Origin of the sequence: Streptomyces sp. NBC_01808 (assembly GCF_035917395.1) — a bacterium.
Taxonomy (GTDB): Bacteria; Actinomycetota; Actinomycetes; order Streptomycetales; family Streptomycetaceae; genus Streptomyces.
Map to the genome: position 1 here is coordinate 2,613,703 of NZ_CP109072.1, position 18,317 is coordinate 2,632,019.

An 18,317-nucleotide genomic window follows, 5' to 3' on the forward strand; every position below is an offset into this window, starting at 1 on the left:
CGCTGCCCGGCCCGCCCCTTCGAGACCGGGAGGTCGGTGACATGCCCGCACAGGACCCGCCGGAGGCACCCGAGTCCCCGGACGTCCCGGAGGCCGCGGTCACCCCGGACGCCCCCGCGGACCCGCAGCACGGCCCCCGCCCGCCCGGCGCCGCCCCCTGGGTGCGGACCCGGCTGCGGGCCGCGCCCGGCGGCGCGGTCGCGCTGGCGCTGCTCGTGCTCGTCACCGCCTTCCTCGCCGCCGCGTTCCCGCGCGGCGTCGACACGTACGAGGACCGCGAGGCCCGCCGGCTCATCGACGGCGCCACGGCCGCCGAGCGCAACGTGGCGGTGACCGCGCAGCCGGACCCCGAGGTGATGTCCGAGGACCAGGCGGAGTCGATGGGCGGGCGGGTCGTCGAGCGGTTCGTGCAGCCGGTCCTGGGGGAGTTCCGCGACCCGCTGCGGGCGGAGCGCGGACAGGTCTCGTACGGCGTACGGACCAAGCCCGTGCTCGTCACCGACGACCCGTGGCTGCCGAAGACCGACGGGCAGCGGCCCGAGGTGCAGCTCGACGCGCGCGCCGGGGTCGAGGAGCGCGCCCGGGTGGTCGAGGGACGGCTGCCGGAGCCGACGGCGTACGGGGCCGAGGGCGGCGGCGACGTCGCCTTCGAGGCCGCCGTCACCGTCGCCACGGCCGGCAAGCTGCACCTGCGCGTCGGCTCCCGCGTCCACATCCCGCAGTCCCAGGGCACGGTCGTCGTCGAGGTCACCGGCATCCTGGAGCCGAAGGCGCCGGGCAGCGACTACTGGTCCGTCGACCCGCTCCTGCGCACCCCCGAGCTGCGCCAGAAGCCGCAGTCGCTCGAACCGCAGCGCTACTGGGCCGCCGCCTTCCTCCTCCACCCCGACAGCGGCCCCGCGCTCTTCGCCGGGACGCAGTCGTTCGGCCCGTCCTTCGAGGACGCGGGCACCTCGCCGTACTGGAACGTGCCCGTGGCCGGCGGCGCGCTCCGCGGCCGGAACGTCGCCGCCGTGCTCGACGCCCTGTCCACCCTCCAGGAGGGCCCCGGCTTCGAGCGGCTCGCCCAGAAGACCGGCGGTACGCTCGACATCTCCACCGGCGCCACCGGGCTGCTCGCCGGCTACACGGAGGTGCGCGACGCCGTCACGCCCGTCGTGGCCGTCGCCGCCTTCGGCGTCGGCGCGGTCGCGGCGGTCGTGCTGGGCATGAGCGGCGGCCTCGCCGCGTCCCGGCGCCGCGCCGAGCTGGCGCTGCTCCGCTCCCGCGGCGGTTCGCTACGGGGCATCGCCACCCGCCTCCTCGCCGAGAACGCCGCCGCCGTGCTGCCCGCCGCCGCGGCCGGCTACGGCCTCGCCGTCCTGCTGCTGCCCGGTGCCCGGCACACGCCCGCGCTGCTCGCGGCGGGCGCGACGGCGGCGCCGGCGCTGTGCGCGCTGCCGCTGCTCGCGGTGGCGGCCGTCCGCAGGCCGCGGCCCCCGGTCCGTACCGACCTGGTCAGGGCGCGGCCCTCACGGCAGCGGCTGGTGGCGGAGGTGACGGCGGTGGTGCTGGCGGTGGGCGCCATCGTGGTGCTGCGCCGCAGGGGCGACGCGGGCGGCGGCGCCGACGCGCTGGTCAGCGCGGCGCCGGTGCTCGTCGGGGTGGTCGCCGCGGCGGTGTTCGTACGCCTCTATCCGCTGCCGCTGCGGCTGGCCGCCCGGCCGGCGGCGTGGGCGCGCGGTGCACTCGGCTTCCTGTCGCTGGCCCGCGCCGGGCGCGCCCCCGCGGCGTCGGCGCTGCCGCTGCTGGCGCTGCTCGTGGCGCTGACGACCGCCTCCTTCGGCGGCTCGGTGCTCGCGGGCGTCGCCGACGCGCGCGAGACGGCGTCGCTGCACAGCGTCGGCGGCGACGCCCGCCTCACCTCGGCCGCGCCGCTGCCCGACGGCCTCGCCGCCAAGGCGGAGAAGGTCGGGGGCGTACGGCACGTGGCGTCCGTCAGCACCGAGAGCGGACTCCAGGTCATCGGGCTGAGCGGCGACCTCACGCTGCTGACCGTCGACGCGAGCGCGTACGCGCGGCTCAGCGCCGACCTGGGCCTCGGCCCCTTCGACGCCGCCCGGCTGCGGGACGGGAACGGCGGCAGGGCGCTGCCCGCGCTCGTCTCCCCCGGCGTGGCCGACCTGATCGGCGACGGCACGCTGGGGCTGCAGTCGTCCCGGGGCCGGATCACGGCGGAGGTCGCCGCGGTACGGACCATGACGCCGGCGCTGACGGGCGGCCAGTTCGCCGTGGTGGACGCCGAGAGCGTGGCGCGGCAACTGCCCGGCACGGAGGCGGTCACCGAGGCCCGCCCCGACACGCTGCTGCTCTCCGCCGCCGGCGGCGGCCTGGACGGCGCCGCGCTGCGCGAGCTGGCCCGCGACTCCGCGCCCGGCGCCGCCCTGCTGCTGCGCGACGACGTGACGGACGACCTGGCCGCCTCGGAGCTCCAGCGCGGCGCGGAGCGGCTGTACGCCGCCGCCGCGGTCGCCGCCACCGGCTACGCCCTGCTCGCCGTCCTGCTGTCGCTCCTGCGGGCCGCCCCCGAGCGCGTCGCGCTGCTGGCGCGGCTGCGCACGATGGGCTTCAGCCGGCGGCACGGGCGGCGGCTGCTGGTGCTGGAGGCGCTGCCGCAGTTGGTCGCGGCCGGTCTGGTCGGGGCGCTGGCGGGGCTGGTCACCGTACGGCTGCTGGGGCCCGGCATCGACCTGAGCGCGCTCGCGCTCGGCGAGGAGAGCCCCGACCTGCTCGGCCCCGGCGGCGCGGAACTGCGGGCGGACCCGCTGGCGCTGGCGCTGCCGTCGGTGGCGGTGCCGGCGCTGGCGCTGGCGGCGGTGCTGGTGCAGGCGTGGTGGGGCGGCAGACGGCGGGCCGTACAGGAACTGCGGGCCTAGGACCTGTCGTCAACCTCCCGCCTGCGGCGCGACCCCCGGCACGCACGCTCGCTGCGTTGTCGGGATCGACCGAACGGGCCCACTGTGCGGACGACCCTCCGCCTTGCGATCGCACGCACCGGACGCCGCGCCGCCCGCCCTGCGGGCGAACGACGCGAGATTGACGACAGGCCCTAGGAGAGGGAGTGAGATGGCCCAGACGCAAGAGAGCACGGGCGGTATGAGGAGCGGGACGACGCTGGAGGACCTGGAGCGGCGGGCGGCGGAGCAGCGCGCCAAACCGGCGTACGGGCACGACGCGCTGATCTCCTGCGACCAGCTCGTCCGTATCTTCCGCACCGACGGCGTGGAGGTGCAGGCGCTCCAGGGCCTCGACCTGCTGGTCGCCGAGGGCGAGTTGCTGGCCCTGGTCGGTGCCTCCGGCAGCGGCAAGTCGACCCTGCTCGGCATCCTCGCCGGCCTCGACGTCCCCACCGCGGGCACCGCCACCGTGGCGGGCTTCGACCTGCTGGCGATGGACGCGCGGGCGCGGCTGCGCTACCGCCGGGAGGTCGTCGGCTTCGTCTGGCAGCAGACCGCGCGCAACCTGCTGCCGTACCTGACGGCCGTGCAGAACGTCGTGCTCCCGATGCAGCTCAGCGAGGGCGGCGGCGGCCGCCACGCGCGCCGCCGCCGGGTGGCGTTCGCCGAGGACCTCCTGGGCCTCCTGGGCCTCGCCCACTGCCGCGACCGCCGCCCGCAGCAGATGTCGGGCGGCGAACAGCAGCGCGCGGCGATCGCGGTCGCGCTGGCCAACTCCCCTGCGGTGATCCTGGCGGACGAGCCGACGGGCGAACTGGACTCGGCGACGGCGGAGCAGATCTTCGCCGCCTTCCGCACGGCGAACGAGGAACTGGGCACGACGATCGTCATCGTCACCCACGACCAGGCGGTGGCCACGCAGGTCCGCCGCACGGTCGCGATCCGCGACGGCCGGATGGCGTCGGAGGTCGTCCGCCGCACGGAGGTCGACGCGAGCGGCGAGGAGAGGGTGGTGGCCCGCGAGTACGCCGCGGTGGACCGCACGGGCCGCCTCCAGCTCCCCCAGCAGTACGCGGAGGCACTGGACATCCGCGACCGGGTGGTCCTGGACCTGGAGGAGGACCACATCAGAGTGAGCCCGGACCGGGAGGACGAGAAGTAGGCGGGGGGCTTGGGAACGGGTCGGCAGGCGGGACCCGGAAGGCAGGCAGGCACCGCCCCGGGCACGCAGGGCCCGCGACAGCCGGGCTCTGCGGACCGGACGCGCGGCGGCCGCAGGCTCGTCGCGTCCCGGCGAGGCCCTGCCCTCCCGTCGTGTTCGCCCAACGCGCCAACGGGCGTGGAGCGTCCGCGGGTTGCGTACCGTACGGACGACCGTGACGGCTCCGTCGCCGCCCGGGCGGCGACCCGCGGGGCGGGTCAGACCGGGGTGACGCCCAGGCGGCCCAGGCCGCCCGTGCGGCGGAGGGCCACCGAGCCGTACGGGGTGCGCAGGCGGAGCCAGTTGCCGGCGGCGAGCAGGGCCGGCTCGGCCGGGTCCGCGGGGTGCGGCAGGAGGCCGAAGACGCGGGCCGCGTGCGCGGCGCGCAGGGGCAGCGGGGTCTCGCCCAGCGGGCGGCTCCAGATGTCGCCGCCTATGCGGTCCACCTCCGAGCGCGTCCGCTTCTCCTCGGGCAGCGCCTCCACCCGGGACTTGAACTCCGCGACCCCCGCCACCACCGCGACGCGCAACTCCTCCGGCCGCGGCAGCCCCGCCACCGGCTCCCAGCCGCTCCGCGGCGGCAGCAGCCCGGCCCACCCGGGCCCGCTCACCGGCTGCGGCAGGTCCACGGCCGGCTCCCGCCCCGGGGCCGGGGATCCGGCACCAGGGGCCGCAGCCGCGGCCTCCGCGGACCCCGCCCCGGCGTTCGCCGCCCCGGCGTTCGCCGCGTCGATCGCCTCCGCCAGCTCCCCCGCCGACACCGTCTCGTCCAGCTCCGCCGCCGTCGTCAGCAGCGCCGTACGGACCACGATCACCTCCAGCGCCGGCGCGTGCCCGAAGACGGCCAGCGCCGCTCCCCCGGTCCCGCCCCCGGCGCCGGGCGCCACCCGCAGCCGTACCGCCGCGCCCCTGTCGTACCGCAACAGCCGCCCCAGGAACACCGCCAGGCTCTCCGCCTGCCGTCCCTCGGCGAACACCAGCCGCCGCGTCATGCCGCCGCTGCCTCCCCCGGTCTCCGGGGCTTCCCCGATCCCGCGGGCGGCGGAGGCCCCAGATACTTCTCCAGGAACGCCCGCTCCCCCGCCGTGATCCGCCGCGGCCGGCCGGCCGCGAAGTCGAACGGGACGATGACCGTCGACGCCTGCGCGTACACCGCGCCGCCGTCCTCCGGGGCGTCCTTCACCTCGTACGCCAGCGTCGCCGCCGCCGCGCGGATCTCCGTCACCCACACCTCGATCGTCACCGGCTCGTACCGGTGCACGAGCTGGCGCCGGTAGTCGATCTCGTGCCGGGCCACGACCGACCCGCCCGCGAAGGACGTACCGCCCCCGCCGGCGCCCTCGCCGGGCGCCAGCCGGAACATGAAGTCGATCCTGGCCTCCTCCAGATAGCGGAGGAACTCCACGTTGTTGACGTGGCCGTACGCGTCCATGTCCGCCCACCGCAGCGGGCAGCGGTAGACGTGCCGGGCCACGTCAGCCACGGGTGAGCTTCTTGTACGTCGCCCGGTGCGGGCGCGCCGCGTCCGGGCCGAGCCGCTCGATCTTGTTCTTCTCGTACGACTCGAAGTTGCCCTCGAACCAGAACCACTTGCTGTCGCCCTCGTACGCGAGGATGTGCGTGGCGATGCGGTCCAGGAACCAGCGGTCGTGGGTGATGACCACGGCGCAGCCCGGGAACTCCAGCAGCGCGTTCTCCAGCGAGGACAGGGTCTCGACGTCGAGGTCGTTGGTCGGCTCGTCGAGCAGCAGCAGGTTGCCGCCCTGCTTGAGGGTGAGCGCGAGGTTGAGCCGGTTGCGCTCGCCGCCGGAGAGGACGCCGGCCGGCTTCTGCTGGTCCGGGCCCTTGAAGCCGAAGGCGGACACGTACGCCCGCGAGGGCATCTCGACCTGGCCGACGTTGATGTAGTCGAGGCCGTCGGAGACGACCTCCCACAGCGTCTTCTTGGCGTCGATGTTGCCGCGGGACTGGTCGACGTAGCTGACGTTCACGGTGTCGCCCACGCGGATGCTGCCGGAGTCCGGCTTCTCCTGGCCGAGGATCATCTTGAACAGGGTCGTCTTGCCGGCGCCGTTGGGGCCGATGACGCCGACGATGCCGTTGCGCGGGAGCGTGAAGGACAGGTCGTCGATGAGCAGCTTGTCACCGAAGCCCTTGCTGAGCTTCTCGACCTCGACGACCACGTTGCCCAGGCGCGGACCCGGCGGGATCTGGATCTCCTCGAAGTCGAGCTTGCGCATCTTCTCGGCCTCGGCCGCCATCTCCTCGTACCGGGCGAGGCGCGCCTTGGACTTCGCCTGCCGGCCCTTGGCGTTGGAGCGGACCCACTCCAGCTCTTCCTTCAGCCGCTTCTGCCGCTTGGCGTCCTTCTGGCCCTCGACCTTCAGGCGCGCGGCCTTGGTCTCCAGGTACGTGGAGTAGTTGCCCTCGTAGGGGAAGGCACGGCCGCGGTCGAGCTCCAGGATCCAGCCGGCGACGTTGTCGAGGAAGTACCGGTCGTGGGTGATGGCGACGACGGTGCCCGCGTACTGCGCGAGGTGCTGCTCCAGCCAGGCCACGGACTCGGCGTCGAGGTGGTTGGTGGGCTCGTCGAGGAGGAGGAGGTCGGGGGCCTCCAGCAGCAGCTTGCAGAGCGCGACGCGGCGGCGCTCGCCGCCGGAGAGGTTGGTGACGGGCCAGTCGCCGGGCGGGCAGCCGAGGGCGTCCATGGCCTGTTCGAGCTGCGCGTCGAGGTCCCAGGCGTTCTCGTGGTCCAGCTCCTCCTGGAGCTTGCCCATCTCCGCCATCAGCTCGTCGGTGTACTCGGTCGCCATCTGCTCGGCGATCTCGTTGAACCGGTCGAGCTTGCCCTTGGTGTCGGCGACACCTTCCTGGACGTTTTCGAGGACGGTCTTCTCCTCGTTGAGCGGGGGCTCCTGGAGGAGGATGCCGACGCTGTAGCCGGGCGAGAGGAAGGCGTCGCCGTTCGACGGCTGCTCCAGGCCCGCCATGATCTTGAGCACGGTGGACTTCCCGGCGCCGTTGGGGCCCACGACACCGATCTTGGCGCCGGGCAGGAAGTTCAAGGTGACGTTGTCAAGGATGACCTTGTCGCCGTGCGCCTTGCGTGCCTTGCGCATGGTGTAGATGAACTCAGCCAAGAGAAACCGTCCGGCAGATCCGAGGTGGGCAGATGCACCCATCTTGCCGCACGGGCGCCCCCGCACGAAAACGCCCCCGGTCCCGGCCGCCGCCCGCGGCGGCCGGGACGGGCACGGGGCGCCGCCGGGGCCGCCGGGCGGGCACGCGAAGGGGCCGGATCCCGGAGGATCCGGCCCCTGTGCCGTGCAGAGCGTCAGCCGTCAGCCGGCGTCCGCCGGCCGGCACCGTTCGGCGCTGCTACGCGCTTCCCGGCGCCGGCCGGAGGGCCGTCGTCAGGCGGCGCCGGCGCCGCCGCTGCCGCGCCGGCGGAGCAGGAAGACGGTCGCACCGCCGACCACGACCAGGCCGATCGCCACGCCCGCGATCACCGGGGTGGCACTGCTGCCACCGGTGTTCGCCAGGTCGCCGCCGTCGTCACCGGCGTCGTCGCCGCCGGCGGAGCCGCCCGCGGAGGCCGGGCTCGGCTCGCTGGGCGCCGGAGTGTCGTTGCCCGCGGTCTCGCAGTCGAGCACGCCGGTGAACTTCTCGCTGAAGCCGTCGTCACCGTTGATGGTGATCTCGTACGCCTGGTCCTCGGCGACCTCGACCAGCACGGTCTTGGACTCGCCCGGCGCCACGGTGTGGGACTCGCCCGCCAGCTCGAAGGAGAAGGGCTGGTCGCCCTTGTTCTCGGCGGTCACGTCCACGCCGCCCTTGGCGCAGTTCTTGTCGGCGGACAGGGCCGGGATCGGACCCTCGCTCGCCCAGTTGGCGGTGGCCTGCGCGGTGACGGTGGTGTCGCTGGAGCCGGCCAGGATCTGGGTCTGGCTCTTCGCGTGCTCACCGACGCCGGCGAAGGCGCGGCCGACGGGCACCTGGGTGGTGGCCTCGGCGGTCAGCGTCGCCGACCCGTCGGGGGTACCGGCGGGGACGTCGAGGAAGACCTCGGCGCCGTCGGAGGCGCTGGTCAGCGCCTTGCCGTCGGCGTCGACGACCTTGACGCCCGCGGACTCGGCCTCCGGCGACAGCGACAGGTTGGCGCTGCCGGCGTCGGTGTTCACCGTGACCGGGCCGAGCTTCTCACCGGACTTGCCGGAGACCGCGGTCGGGCCGAGGTTCAGCGAGGGCGCGGGCTCCTCGATGGCCTCGGCACCGGCCTCCAGGTAGTCGGCGAGCTGCTCCGCCGCGGGGTCCTTGGCCTCGACGTTCACCTTGTCGGAGAAGCGCCAGATGGCGATCTGGGTGCCGGCCGCGGCGGTGTTCTCCGTCAGCCCGTCCGCACCGGCCGCCTCCGCGAGCGCCGTCAGGTCGTCCACCTGCGGGTAGGAGTTCTGCAGAATCCAGTTGATCTTCCCCGCGTCGGGGTTGTTCTGCAGCGAGGATGCGCTCCAGGGCACCTCCTGGTACTTGGCCTCCGGCTGGGTCGGGTTGCCGAAGTCGATGCAGTAGGTCTGGATGGTGCCGCCCTGGTCGACGGCCATCTCGAACAGACCGGCACCGATCTCCTTGCCACCGTCGACGATGGCGGTGTCCTTGATCGTGAGCCCGCCCAGGGTGGCGGTGGCGCCGTTGGCGGGCGGCGCGTCCTGCGCCGCCGCGGGAGCGGCTCCGGCTATCGCACCGGCAGTGGCCAGGCCCGCGGCCAGTACAGCCGCGGTGAACCGAGCAGACCGCCGATGCGACGGCCTCCGAACAGAAGTCATGGTCGAAAATCCCCTCCGGGCGGGTTGGTCAAGGCTCGGATTGCCCCCGCCGTAAGAAACGCCTTCGCTCCGGGCTCGTCGAGCCGCTCGGAATCCTATGGACTCCCCTCGTCCCGCGAACCTCAAATGCCCCAAGGGAACAGGTTTTTAGAACGTAATCGTTACATGGGGCAACGACTATTTCGGGCAGACCCCAGCGGACCGGCAGAAGTTCTCGTGCCCCAGTCGAACTGATCGTCTCAGAACCGTCACCGTCCGGCCCTCGCGTGGCCGGCCGCCGGCCGCGCAACTCCGGTGCCGGACCCAGGAGTTGGGCCAGGAGGCGGGCCCGGGAGCCGGACTCCGACCCCTGCATCACGGACCGCCGTGTCCGGGCCCGGCTCAGACCTTCCCGGGCTCGGTCCGCCCCCTGGCCCCGGGGGGCGCGTCAGCCCAAGTCCGGGGTCAGCACCGGCTGTCGGGGCTCCTGGTCCGCCGTGTCCGGTGTCCCGGGCTCCAGCGCCGGGGTCAGGGCGTCCCGAACCGCGGCGTCCAGTTCCGTCCTCGCCGGGTCCGCGAAGGACGGCCTGACTCGCGAGACCCGGCGGAACGCCGCGGTGCCCCAGCCGAGGTCGTGGCCCACCGCCGTCGCGTCGATCGTCGGGTCCGTGCAGCGCACGCCGTCCTTCTCGTACTCCCTGACCCGCAATCGGCCCCGCACCAGCAGCGGTTCGCCGATGGCCACGGAAGCCGCCACATTGTCCGCCAACTGGCGCCACGCCCAGACCGTAAAGAAATTTGTATATGAATCGCTCCAGCTACCGGTCGCCTGGTCGAACCGCCGCACCGTCGCCGCCAGGCGGAAACGCACCGCCGGCACCCCCGACTGCGTCGTGCGGTAATCCGCGTTCGTGGCCGCATTCCCGACCACGGTCACCATCGTTTCGTTCATCTCCAACGCACCTCCCCCGTCCGGGCACTTCACCTGCCCGCTGACCCCCATGCTGCCTGCTCCTCCCCGCCCCCGCGACCCCTGTGGATAACTCCGGCCCGGACCACGTAGCAGCAGGTCAGGGCCGCGTACCGCCGCCTGACGCGACGGCGTACTGCTCCCGCACCTCGCGGTAGCGCAGCAGCTCCGCCACCATCGGTTCCAGCACCCGTGCGCGCCCGCTCGCGGCCGCCGACTCGCGCAGCCGGCGCTCCGCCTCCTCGCCGTACCGCCGCGCCGCGCCGCGCGCCGCGAACCGGCAGGCCAGCGCCAGCCCGGGACCGGCGGCCGCGGTGACCGCCACGACGGCCAGCGGCAGCGGCCACGGCACCCCGGTGACGCCGGACAGCGCCGCGACCAGCCACAGCACCGCCAGCGCCTGCGCGCCGAGCAGGCCGCGCTGCACGGCACCCACCACCGACCACCACCGCGGCCGCGGCACGGCCCCGGGCCCGGGCCCGTCGCCCGCGGCCGGTTCACCCGCGGCAGGACCGCCGGCGCCGGACGCATCGGGGCCCGGCGACTCCACGCCCGCCTCGGGGTCCGCCGCCTGCCGCGTCAGCCCGTCGGCGAGCCCTTCCGCGCCGCGCACCCCCGCCTCCCGCACCGCCTTCGCCCACGGTGCAGGCAGCCCGGCGCCCGCCTCCTCCGCCACGGTCCGTACGGCCTGCTCGACCACCGCCCGCGCGGGGACCAGCCCCTGCTGCCCGTCCCGGGGTTCCGGCATCAGCGCGCCGGCGTCCGCCGGCTGCCCGTCCGATCCGGGTCGGCTCAGCCGATCCCCCGCACCGCCCGGGCGCACCCGTCCCTTGGCCCCGCCGACCGGCGCCGTACCCGCCCGCCGGCGTCGCCACAGCTCCGCCAGCCGGGCCCCGCACGCCTGTTCCGCCTCGCGGAGCCACAACTGCTCCGCCGCCTGCCCCGTCGCCGCCGCCCCGACCGCCTCCGCGAGCCGGTCCTCGAACTCCGCCCTGACCCGCTCGTCGAGACCGCCCCCGCCGCCGTCGCCGACGTACACCTCGCGCAGCCGCGCCGTCGCCTCGTCCACGTCCGCGGTCAGCCGGCGTTCCGCCACCCGGCGCTCCGCGATGAACGACACCAGCTCCGCGCGCAGATCGCCCACGCCCTCGCCGGTGAGCGCGGACAGCGACAGCACGCACGCGCCGGGCTCGCCGTGCTCGCCGAGCGCCAGGCCGTCCTCGTCGAGGAGGCGGCGCAGGTCGTCGAGTACCTGCCCGACGGCGTTCGCGGGCAGCCGGTCGACCTGGTTGAGGACGACGAACATCACCTCGGCGTAGCCGGCCAGCGGTTGCAGGTAGCGCTCGTGCAGCGCCGCGTCCGCGTACTTCTCCGGGTCGACCACCCAGATCACCGCGTCCACCCGGCGCAGCAGGTCTTCCACGCGGCGGCGGTGCTCGTCCACCGCCGAGTCGTGGTCGGGGAGGTCGACCAGGACGAGCCCGCGCAGCCCGAGGTCGTCGCGGAGCGGGCGGGCGGCGCGCGCCGGCAGCCCGAGGCGTTCAAGGAGCAGGGTGGGCGCGTGGTCGCCGGCGCCGCGCCAGGCGCACGCGGCGGGCTGGGAGGTGGTGGGCCTGCGCACGCCGACGTCGGAGAGGGGGGCGCCGGCGAGCGCGTTGAAGAGGCTGGACTTGCCGCTGCCGGTGGCGCCCGCGATGGCGACGACGGCGTGGTCGAGGGAGAGCCGCTGCCGGTCGGCGGCCTCGTCGAGGACGCGCCCCGCCTCGGCGAGCGTGCGCCCGTCGAGTCGCGTACGGGAGAGGCCGACGAGTTCGCGCAGAGCGTCGAGGCGCCCCCGCAGGGGGCCTTCGGCACGTGGTACGAATCCTCCGGGCAGCCGCGCGTCCGCCCCGTACCCCGCGCGGGCCCCGCCGCGACCCCGGCCCGCAGCACGCGGCACGGCACCGTCACCGTCGTACGCACCGCCGCGCCCCCGGCCGTCCGCGGAGTCCCCGTCCTCCTGGCCCACCCAGAAGTCGTCGCCGCCCGGGCCCGTACCGGCGGCGGCACCGGCGCCGGAACCCGGATCCGCAACGGCACCGGCACCGGTGCCCGGCCGCCCCCCGCCCTCCGCGCCGGCACCCGCACCGCCGCCGCCCTCTTCCGCCGACCCCGCCGCCGCACCACCCACCGGCTCCGGCACCCCCTCCGCCCCTACGTCCAACCCGCCGTCCGCGCCCATCTCCGCGACACCGCCCTCTCGCCCACCGCCATCCGCCGGACCCCCGTGCTCCGCACCGAACCCGGCGCCGGAACCGCCCCCCGTATCCACGCCGACCGCGGCCGGATCCCCGGACCCCGCAACCGCACCCCCCGACTCGGCCACCCCGTCAGCCCGACCAGCCCTCACCGCCCCAACGACAACCCCAACCGCCCTATCCCCCGCGGCAGTCGCCACCGCCCCGCCGCAGGAGTCAGCCCCGTCCCCCGCCTCCCCCTCGCACCCCGGCACCGGCACCGGCACCGGCACCGGCACCGGCACCGAGTCGCCCACCCCCGCGCCGCCCTCCGCCCGTACCGCCTCCCGGCGCTCCCGCCGCACGCCCCAGCGCGCCGCGCGCCGCGCGATCAACCCGTCGTCCCACATCCCCCCGGCCGCGGGCACCGCCCCCGCGCCGACCCCACCCCGCACGTCCCCTGAACCCTGCACATCCCCCGCCCCACCCGCATCCCCAGCCGCATCCCCACCGGAGCCATCCGCCCCCGCGACCCCACACAACTCAGCCATCTCACCTGCCCCATCCACCCCGGCGACCCTCGCCACCGGCTCCGCCGCCTCCCCAATTGGAACCGGAACCTCCGCCGACTCGCCGCGCCCCGGCGTCTCCTCCGCACGCATCTCGCCCACCTCGCCGCCCACCTCGCCCGCCTCGCCCGTCACGCCGCGCACCTCGCCCGTCACCTCGCGCACCTCTCCCGTCACTTCTCCCGCTGCAGCACCGACATGGCCGCGATCAACTGCGCCTGCTGACCCGACTGCCCCTCCAGGGCGTCGATCGCCGCCAGCCGGCGGTCCCGCTCGCCGTCCAGCACCCGCTCGAAGTACGTGCCGAGCAGCCCTCCGCCCCGGCTCCGCAGCCGCAGCCCTTCCTTCGCCCCCAGCAGCGCCGCCAGTTCGTCCGCCGCCCCGTGTCCGTTCTCACCGCCGAGCAGGGCCACCGCCAGCAGAGCCGCGACCTCCTCCGGATCCGCGTCGCCTGGCCGCTCCGCCACCCGCACCGCCTCGTCGGCCAGCTCCTCCAGGCACCGCTGCCAGCGCCGTACGAGCACGCCCACCCGCTCCTGCGCCCCCACGCCCGCCTCGCGGAACGGCACCGCCGCCGCGCCCGGCTCGCGGCGCAGCTCGGCGGTGAACCGTTCGTCGGCGGCGGCCACGGCGCAGTACAGGACGGCGGCGACGCTGCCGGTCAGGGCGTCGAGAAGGGCGCCGGAGGCGCCGGTGAGGGCGCGGTTGCGGTAGTGCGCGAGGGCGTCGCCGGCGAATGCGGCGCCGCCGACGAGGTCGGCGTGCGCCTGCTCCGCGGCCTCCTCGTACGACCGCTCCACCCGGTGCGCCATCCGCGACGACGCCGCGTGCTGCGCGGCGCACGCCCCGGCCAGCGACGTGACCCGCGAACGCAGCGACGCCAGCACGCCGTTCGCGGTCCGTACGGCCGCGTCGGCGCGGGCCGCGGGGTCCTGGGCGCGGTGGGCGAGCCAGTCGCGCAGCTCCCGCACCGCCGTGGCGGGCAGCAGCCCGCTGCCGCCGCCTGCGGACTCGGGGAGTTCGGGGACGGTGAAGCGCGGCACGTCGCCGAGCCCCGCCTTGCGCAGCAGCGTCGCGTACTGCAGGGAGATCTCGCCGGCGACCTGGTGCGGCACCCGGTCGAGCACGGTGACCAGGCTGACGTCGTACTCCTTCGCCGTACGCAGCAGGTGCCAGGGCACCGCGTCCGCGTACCGCGAGGCGGTCGTCACCAGCACCCACACGTCCGCGGCGCACACCAGCTCGGCGGCCAGCTCACGCGCGTGCCCGGCGAGGGAGTCGATGTCGGGGGCGTCGAGGAGGGCGAGCCCGCTGGGGACGTTCTCGTCGACCTCGATCCGCAGCAGCGTCCCGTCGGGCCCGCCCCCGCCCTCGCCGAAGGTCGCCGCCCCGCGGGCAAGACCGCGCCGCGTCACACCGTCCGGCGTCACACCGTCCCGCGTCAGAGCGCCGGGCGCCGGGCCCTGCCGCGGGGGGTACGGGTCACGCACGTCGTACGCACCGAAGGCACCCCTGTTCGCCCCGTACGCCTCACGCGGGCTCCCCCCGTACGCCGCACGGGAACCACCATCCCCGAACGGCTGACGCGCCCCGCCGCCGTCCCCCGCACACCCGCCGTCCCCGTACGGCTCCTCGACTTCCTGGGCCTCGTACGCCCCGTACGACTCATAGGCTTCGACGCGCCCGTGCGCCGCGTCCTGCCGCGGCATCCACACCCGCGTCAGATGCGGCAGCACCCGCTGCCCGGCGAACCACGACTGGTCGTCGGGGTGGCAGACCAGGACGGGCATCCGCGTCGTGGGCCGCAACACGCCGGACTCGCTGACGCATCTGCCGACGAGCGAATTGACGAGCGTCGACTTCCCTGCCCCCGTCGATCCGCCCACCACCGCGAGCAGCGGCGCGTCCGGCCGGTGCAGCCTGGGCACCAGGTAGTCGTCGAGCTGGGCCAGCAGTTCCGCTCTGCTCCGCCGCGCTCCGTCCGCCCCGGGAAGGGGGAGCGGAAAGCGCGCGGCGGCGACGCTCTCGCGGAGCGTGGAGAGTGCGTTCAGCAGGTCAGGCCGTACGTCCGAGGTCGCCACATGCGAAGAATGCCCGCTTCCATCCGAATTTGAAAGCGTTTAGCCCCGCAGCGCGCCTTCTTCAACCCGGAAGCTCCCGCCCGGCGGGCATAACGACTGCACAACACCACCGGCACCGCGGGGAAAAAGCGGTGCGCGAATCGCACTCGCCTGCGATTATCGGGACGCTTCACTGAACCTCCACAAGGTGGTGCCGGAGTGAAGCTACCGGGTGTGGCTCAACGGAGCCCTATCCTTGACCCCTGGCAAGGTCACGGATCCGCCGAGCCCGGCCACCGTTCCACGCCACACCGGCCCCCGTAGCTCAGCGGATAGAGCAGGCGCCTTCTAAGCGCTTGGTCGCAGGTTCGAGTCCTGCCGGGGGCGCAGGGCTGCCCTCCTCCCCCAGGGAGGGCCCAACCTGCGGACCCCGCCGCCGGTCACCGCGCTCCCTGCGCCTCGCATCCCCCGTTTCGCCACCCCCATTCCCGAAAATCGGGCGGCATCCGGCCGGCCCCGCCCGCCGGCCCTCAGCACGGCAGGTGGAACGGGACCGTCGTGATGACGATCTTCGGCAGATGGCGCAGGCCCCGCCGCAGCCTGCCCGCCGTGCGGCTGTGCAGGATCTGGTGCCGCCGGTGCCGGGTGACGACCTCCGGCAGGATCACCGTCAGGGTCAGGTCCGGATTGAGCCGGTGGAGGGTTTCGATGTAGTGCACCAGAGGGGCGACGAGGGCGCGGTACGGCGACAGGACGGTCTGCAGCGGGAGGTGGTCGCCCCACAGGCTCCAGTAGGCCCGGAAGCGCCGCTCCTCCTCCTCGGAGATGCTGATGTGGACGGCCAGCACGGGCTGCCCGAGGGAGGCGGCGTACGCCAGCGTGCGCATGCCGGCGAGGTCCAGGGTGGCGATGGGGACCACCGACAGGTGGTGGATCTCCCCGGGGATCTCCTCGGTCTCCCGGTCGGCCGGCAGCCCGTCCGCGGCGCGGCCGGCGGGGGCCAGCGGTCCGGCCTCGATGCGCGTGGGGAGGTCGACGGCGTGCGGCCGCAGCCGCAGGGTCTCGCGCGCGGTGACGTAGTGGCGCTTGATGCGGGTGGTCACCAGCAGGAAGAGGGCGATGGCGATGAGCGCGGCCCAGGCGCCCGCGGTGAACTTGCTGACTCCGGCGGTCAGGAGGACGAGCCCGGACAGCGCGGCGCCGGTGGCGTTGAAGACGAGGCTCTTGCGCCAGTGCGCGTCACGCCGCCGCCACCAGTGCACGACCATGCCGGTCTGGGAGAGCGTGAAGGCGAGGAAGACGCCGACGGCATAGAGCGGGATGAGGGCGTTGGTCTTGCCGTCGAAAGCGACGTACACCAGGGCCGCGGCCAGGGACAGCAGCACGATGCCGCCGCTGTACGCCAGCCGGTCCCCGAGCCGCAGGAACAATTTGGGTACGTACTCGTCCCGGGCCAGCAGCGACAGGACCCGGGGGAAGTCGTTGAAGGCGGTGTTGGCGGCCAGGAGCAGCACGGCGGCGGTGGCCGCCTGGACGTAGACGTAGAACCATCCGTTCCCGAAGAAGAGATGGGCGAGCTGGGAGAGCACGGTCTCCTTGGCGGTGGGCACCACCCCGGTGAGGTGGATCAGGGCCACGACGCCGACGAACATCGTGATCAGCAGGCCCAGCATCCCGGTCAGGGTGGCACGGGCGTTGCGCCACTCCACCGGCCGGAAGGCGGGAACGGCGTTGGAGATGGCCTCGATCCCGGTCATGGCGGTCGCCCCCGAGGAGAAGGCCCTGGCGATCAGCAGGACGCCGACGGTCTCGGTGACGGGCACCTGGGGCGCGGGCACCCGGTGGAAGCCGCCGCGCGCCGCGTCGAAGAGCCCGTACCCGATCAGGGCGAGCATGGCGATGATGAACGCGTAGGTGGGGGCGGCGAACAGGCTGCCGGCCTGCCGGATGCCCCGCAGGTTCCCGGCGAGGAGCACCGTGATCACCAGCACGCCCAGCGGCACCGCCAGCGGCCGCAGCCCCGGCAGCGCGGAGGTGACGGCGGCGATCCCGGACGCGATCGAGACCGCGACGGTGAGGATGTAGTCCGTCATCAGCCCGGCCGCGGCCACCAGCCCCGCGACGGGCCCCAGGTTGTCGCCCGCGACGATGTACGAGCCGCCGCCGTGCGGATAGGCGCGGATCGTCTGGCGGTACGACACGCCCACCGCCAGCATCAGGAAGACGACCACCGCGGCGACGGGCAGCGAGTACGCGAGACCCGCCGCGCCCGCCAGCACCAGCACGGCGAGCATGGCCTCCGGCGCGTACGCCACCGACGACAGCACGTCCGCCGACAGCACCGGCAGCGCCACCAGCTTCCGCATCCGCTCCTTGACGAAGGCCGAACTCGCCAGCGGCGCCCCGAACAGCACCCGGCGCACGTGTGAGCCCGCCTCCGCCGGGCCGCCGCCCTCCGGCACCTCCCGGCCCTCCGCGGCCCGCGCCCGCAGCGGGGAGAGCGGCACCACCCGCCCGAACCACGCCGCGCTCGCCTCCGCCTTCGCCGGGAACGACCCGACGTCCGGCTCCACCGGCAGCGCCCGCCGCCACACCTCGGGGGCCGCCGACACCCGCCCCCAGGCCCTGCCGACCCGCCGCAGCGCCCGGACCTGCTCCTCGCTCAGGCTCGGCAGCACCGCGGCGGGCCCCGGCGGACCCGCCGTGCTGCCGCCCACGTGCCCCGTCGTTCCCGTCACCCGGCAAGCGTGGGGCACCGATCCCGGGCTGCAGGTCAGCGACACCGCCCCTTCACCCGGCGTCCCCCGGCGTCCGCGGCGTCCGCGGCGTCAGGGGCACGGGCCGGGATCGTGTCCGCGCCCGCGCGACCTGGGCTGAATGTCTATTTTGTTCCCCATGGAGGGTTCCCTGGGGCTGGCGGAGGTCGTGGGCAGGCCGTTGTTCGGCCGGCACGGGGAGGTCGTCGGGCGTCTTTCCGACGTCATCGTGCGGCTGCGCGGACCGGAGTACCCGCTGGTGACGGGGGTGGTCGGGGAACTGGGGCAGCGCGAGGTGTTCGTGCCCGCCGACCAGGTGGAGCGGTGGGGCACGGAAGGAGTGACGCCCACGAGCGGGCGGCTGGACGTGCGCGCGTTCGAACGGCGCGGGGGCGAGGTGCTGCTCCGTACCGACGTGCTGGGGCACCGCCTGATCGACGTGCGGGAGGCCGAGTTCGTCCGGGTGTACGACGTGCCGCTGGAGCCGGTGGCCGCGGGCTGGGCGGTGACCCGGGTCGGCACCCGGCGGCGCAGGCCCCGCTGGCTGCGCCGCGGCGGCCGGGCCGGTTCCGGCTGGCGGGACTGGAAGTCGTTCGAGCCGCTGATCGGGCACGCCGCCACGGTGCCTGGCCGGCGGGTGCACGGCCGGCTGGGACGGCTGAAGCCTGCCGTGCTGGCGGATCTGCTGGAGGCGGCCTGGCGCATGCCGCCGCCGGCCCCCTCCTCGCGCCCGTACGGTGGTCGGCGGGGCGCAGGACCGCCATGATCCTGCTGCGCTGCCACCTGCTGCTCGGCGCGGTGCTCCTG

Annotated in this window: 11 protein-coding genes and 1 tRNA gene; 4 read left to right on the plus strand and 8 right to left on the minus strand. The window is 75.0% G+C overall.

The features are described from left to right. Positions 1–41: 41 nt before the first annotated feature. Complete coding sequence (locus tag OG946_RS11080) at positions 42–2,915, plus strand: hypothetical protein (protein WP_326795961.1); 2,874 nt, start codon at positions 42–44, stop codon at positions 2,913–2,915. A gap of 220 nt (positions 2,916–3,135) precedes the next feature. After that, on the plus strand, positions 3,136–4,098 hold the full coding sequence (locus OG946_RS11085) for an ABC transporter ATP-binding protein (protein ID WP_326800209.1): 963 nt from the start codon (positions 3,136–3,138) through the stop codon (positions 4,096–4,098). Between the two features lie 257 nt (positions 4,099–4,355). On the opposite strand, the gene OG946_RS11090 is transcribed toward OG946_RS11085, so the two are convergent. The 7 genes from OG946_RS11090 to OG946_RS11120 all read right to left on the minus strand — a co-directional run bounded on the left by OG946_RS11090 (position 4,356) and on the right by OG946_RS11120 (position 14,775). Beyond that, entirely contained in the window at positions 4,356–5,129 is a 774-nt protein-coding gene (locus OG946_RS11090; protein ID WP_326795962.1) for a hypothetical protein, read from the minus strand. After that, complete coding sequence (locus OG946_RS11095; RefSeq protein ID WP_326800210.1) at positions 5,126–5,611, minus strand: acyl-CoA thioesterase; 486 nt, start codon at positions 5,609–5,611, stop codon at positions 5,126–5,128. Before OG946_RS11095 ends, OG946_RS11090 begins: the two co-directional genes overlap by 4 nt. Position 5,612: 1 nt before the next feature. Next, a complete protein-coding gene (gene ettA / locus OG946_RS11100; protein WP_326795963.1) occupies positions 5,613–7,277 on the minus strand; it encodes an energy-dependent translational throttle protein EttA in 1,665 nt (554 codons plus the stop codon). Between the two features lie 273 nt (positions 7,278–7,550). Continuing rightward, on the minus strand, positions 7,551–8,960 hold the full coding sequence (locus OG946_RS11105; protein WP_326795964.1) for a thioester domain-containing protein: 1,410 nt from the start codon (positions 8,958–8,960) through the stop codon (positions 7,551–7,553). A gap of 427 nt (positions 8,961–9,387) precedes the next feature. Beyond that, positions 9,388–9,891: a single-stranded DNA-binding protein gene (gene ssb, locus OG946_RS11110; protein WP_326795965.1), complete on the minus strand. Its 504-nt coding sequence runs from the start codon at positions 9,889–9,891 to the stop codon at positions 9,388–9,390. 118 nt (positions 9,892–10,009) lie between these two features. Further along, on the minus strand, positions 10,010–12,130 hold the full coding sequence (locus tag OG946_RS11115; protein WP_326795966.1) for a GTPase: 2,121 nt from the start codon (positions 12,128–12,130) through the stop codon (positions 10,010–10,012). Positions 12,131–12,867: 737 nt separating this feature from the next. Beyond that, positions 12,868–14,775 carry a GTPase domain-containing protein gene (locus OG946_RS11120; protein ID WP_326795967.1) on the minus strand — a complete coding sequence of 636 codons (1,908 nt, stop codon included), beginning with the start codon at positions 14,773–14,775 and terminating at the stop codon, positions 12,868–12,870. Between the two features lie 293 nt (positions 14,776–15,068). Here OG946_RS11120 and OG946_RS11125 point away from each other — a divergent pair. Then, positions 15,069–15,141: transfer RNA gene (locus OG946_RS11125), tRNA-Arg, on the plus strand. A gap of 143 nt (positions 15,142–15,284) precedes the next feature. Here the strand turns inward: OG946_RS11125 and OG946_RS11130 are convergent. Next, entirely contained in the window at positions 15,285–17,432 is a 2,148-nt protein-coding gene (locus OG946_RS11130) for an APC family permease (RefSeq protein WP_326800211.1), read from the minus strand. Positions 17,433–17,649: 217 nt separating this feature from the next. On the opposite strand from OG946_RS11130, the gene OG946_RS11135 reads away from it, so the two are divergent. Continuing rightward, positions 17,650–18,276: a PRC-barrel domain-containing protein gene (locus OG946_RS11135; protein WP_326795968.1), complete on the plus strand. Its 627-nt coding sequence runs from the start codon at positions 17,650–17,652 to the stop codon at positions 18,274–18,276. Positions 18,277–18,317 lie beyond the last annotated feature (41 nt).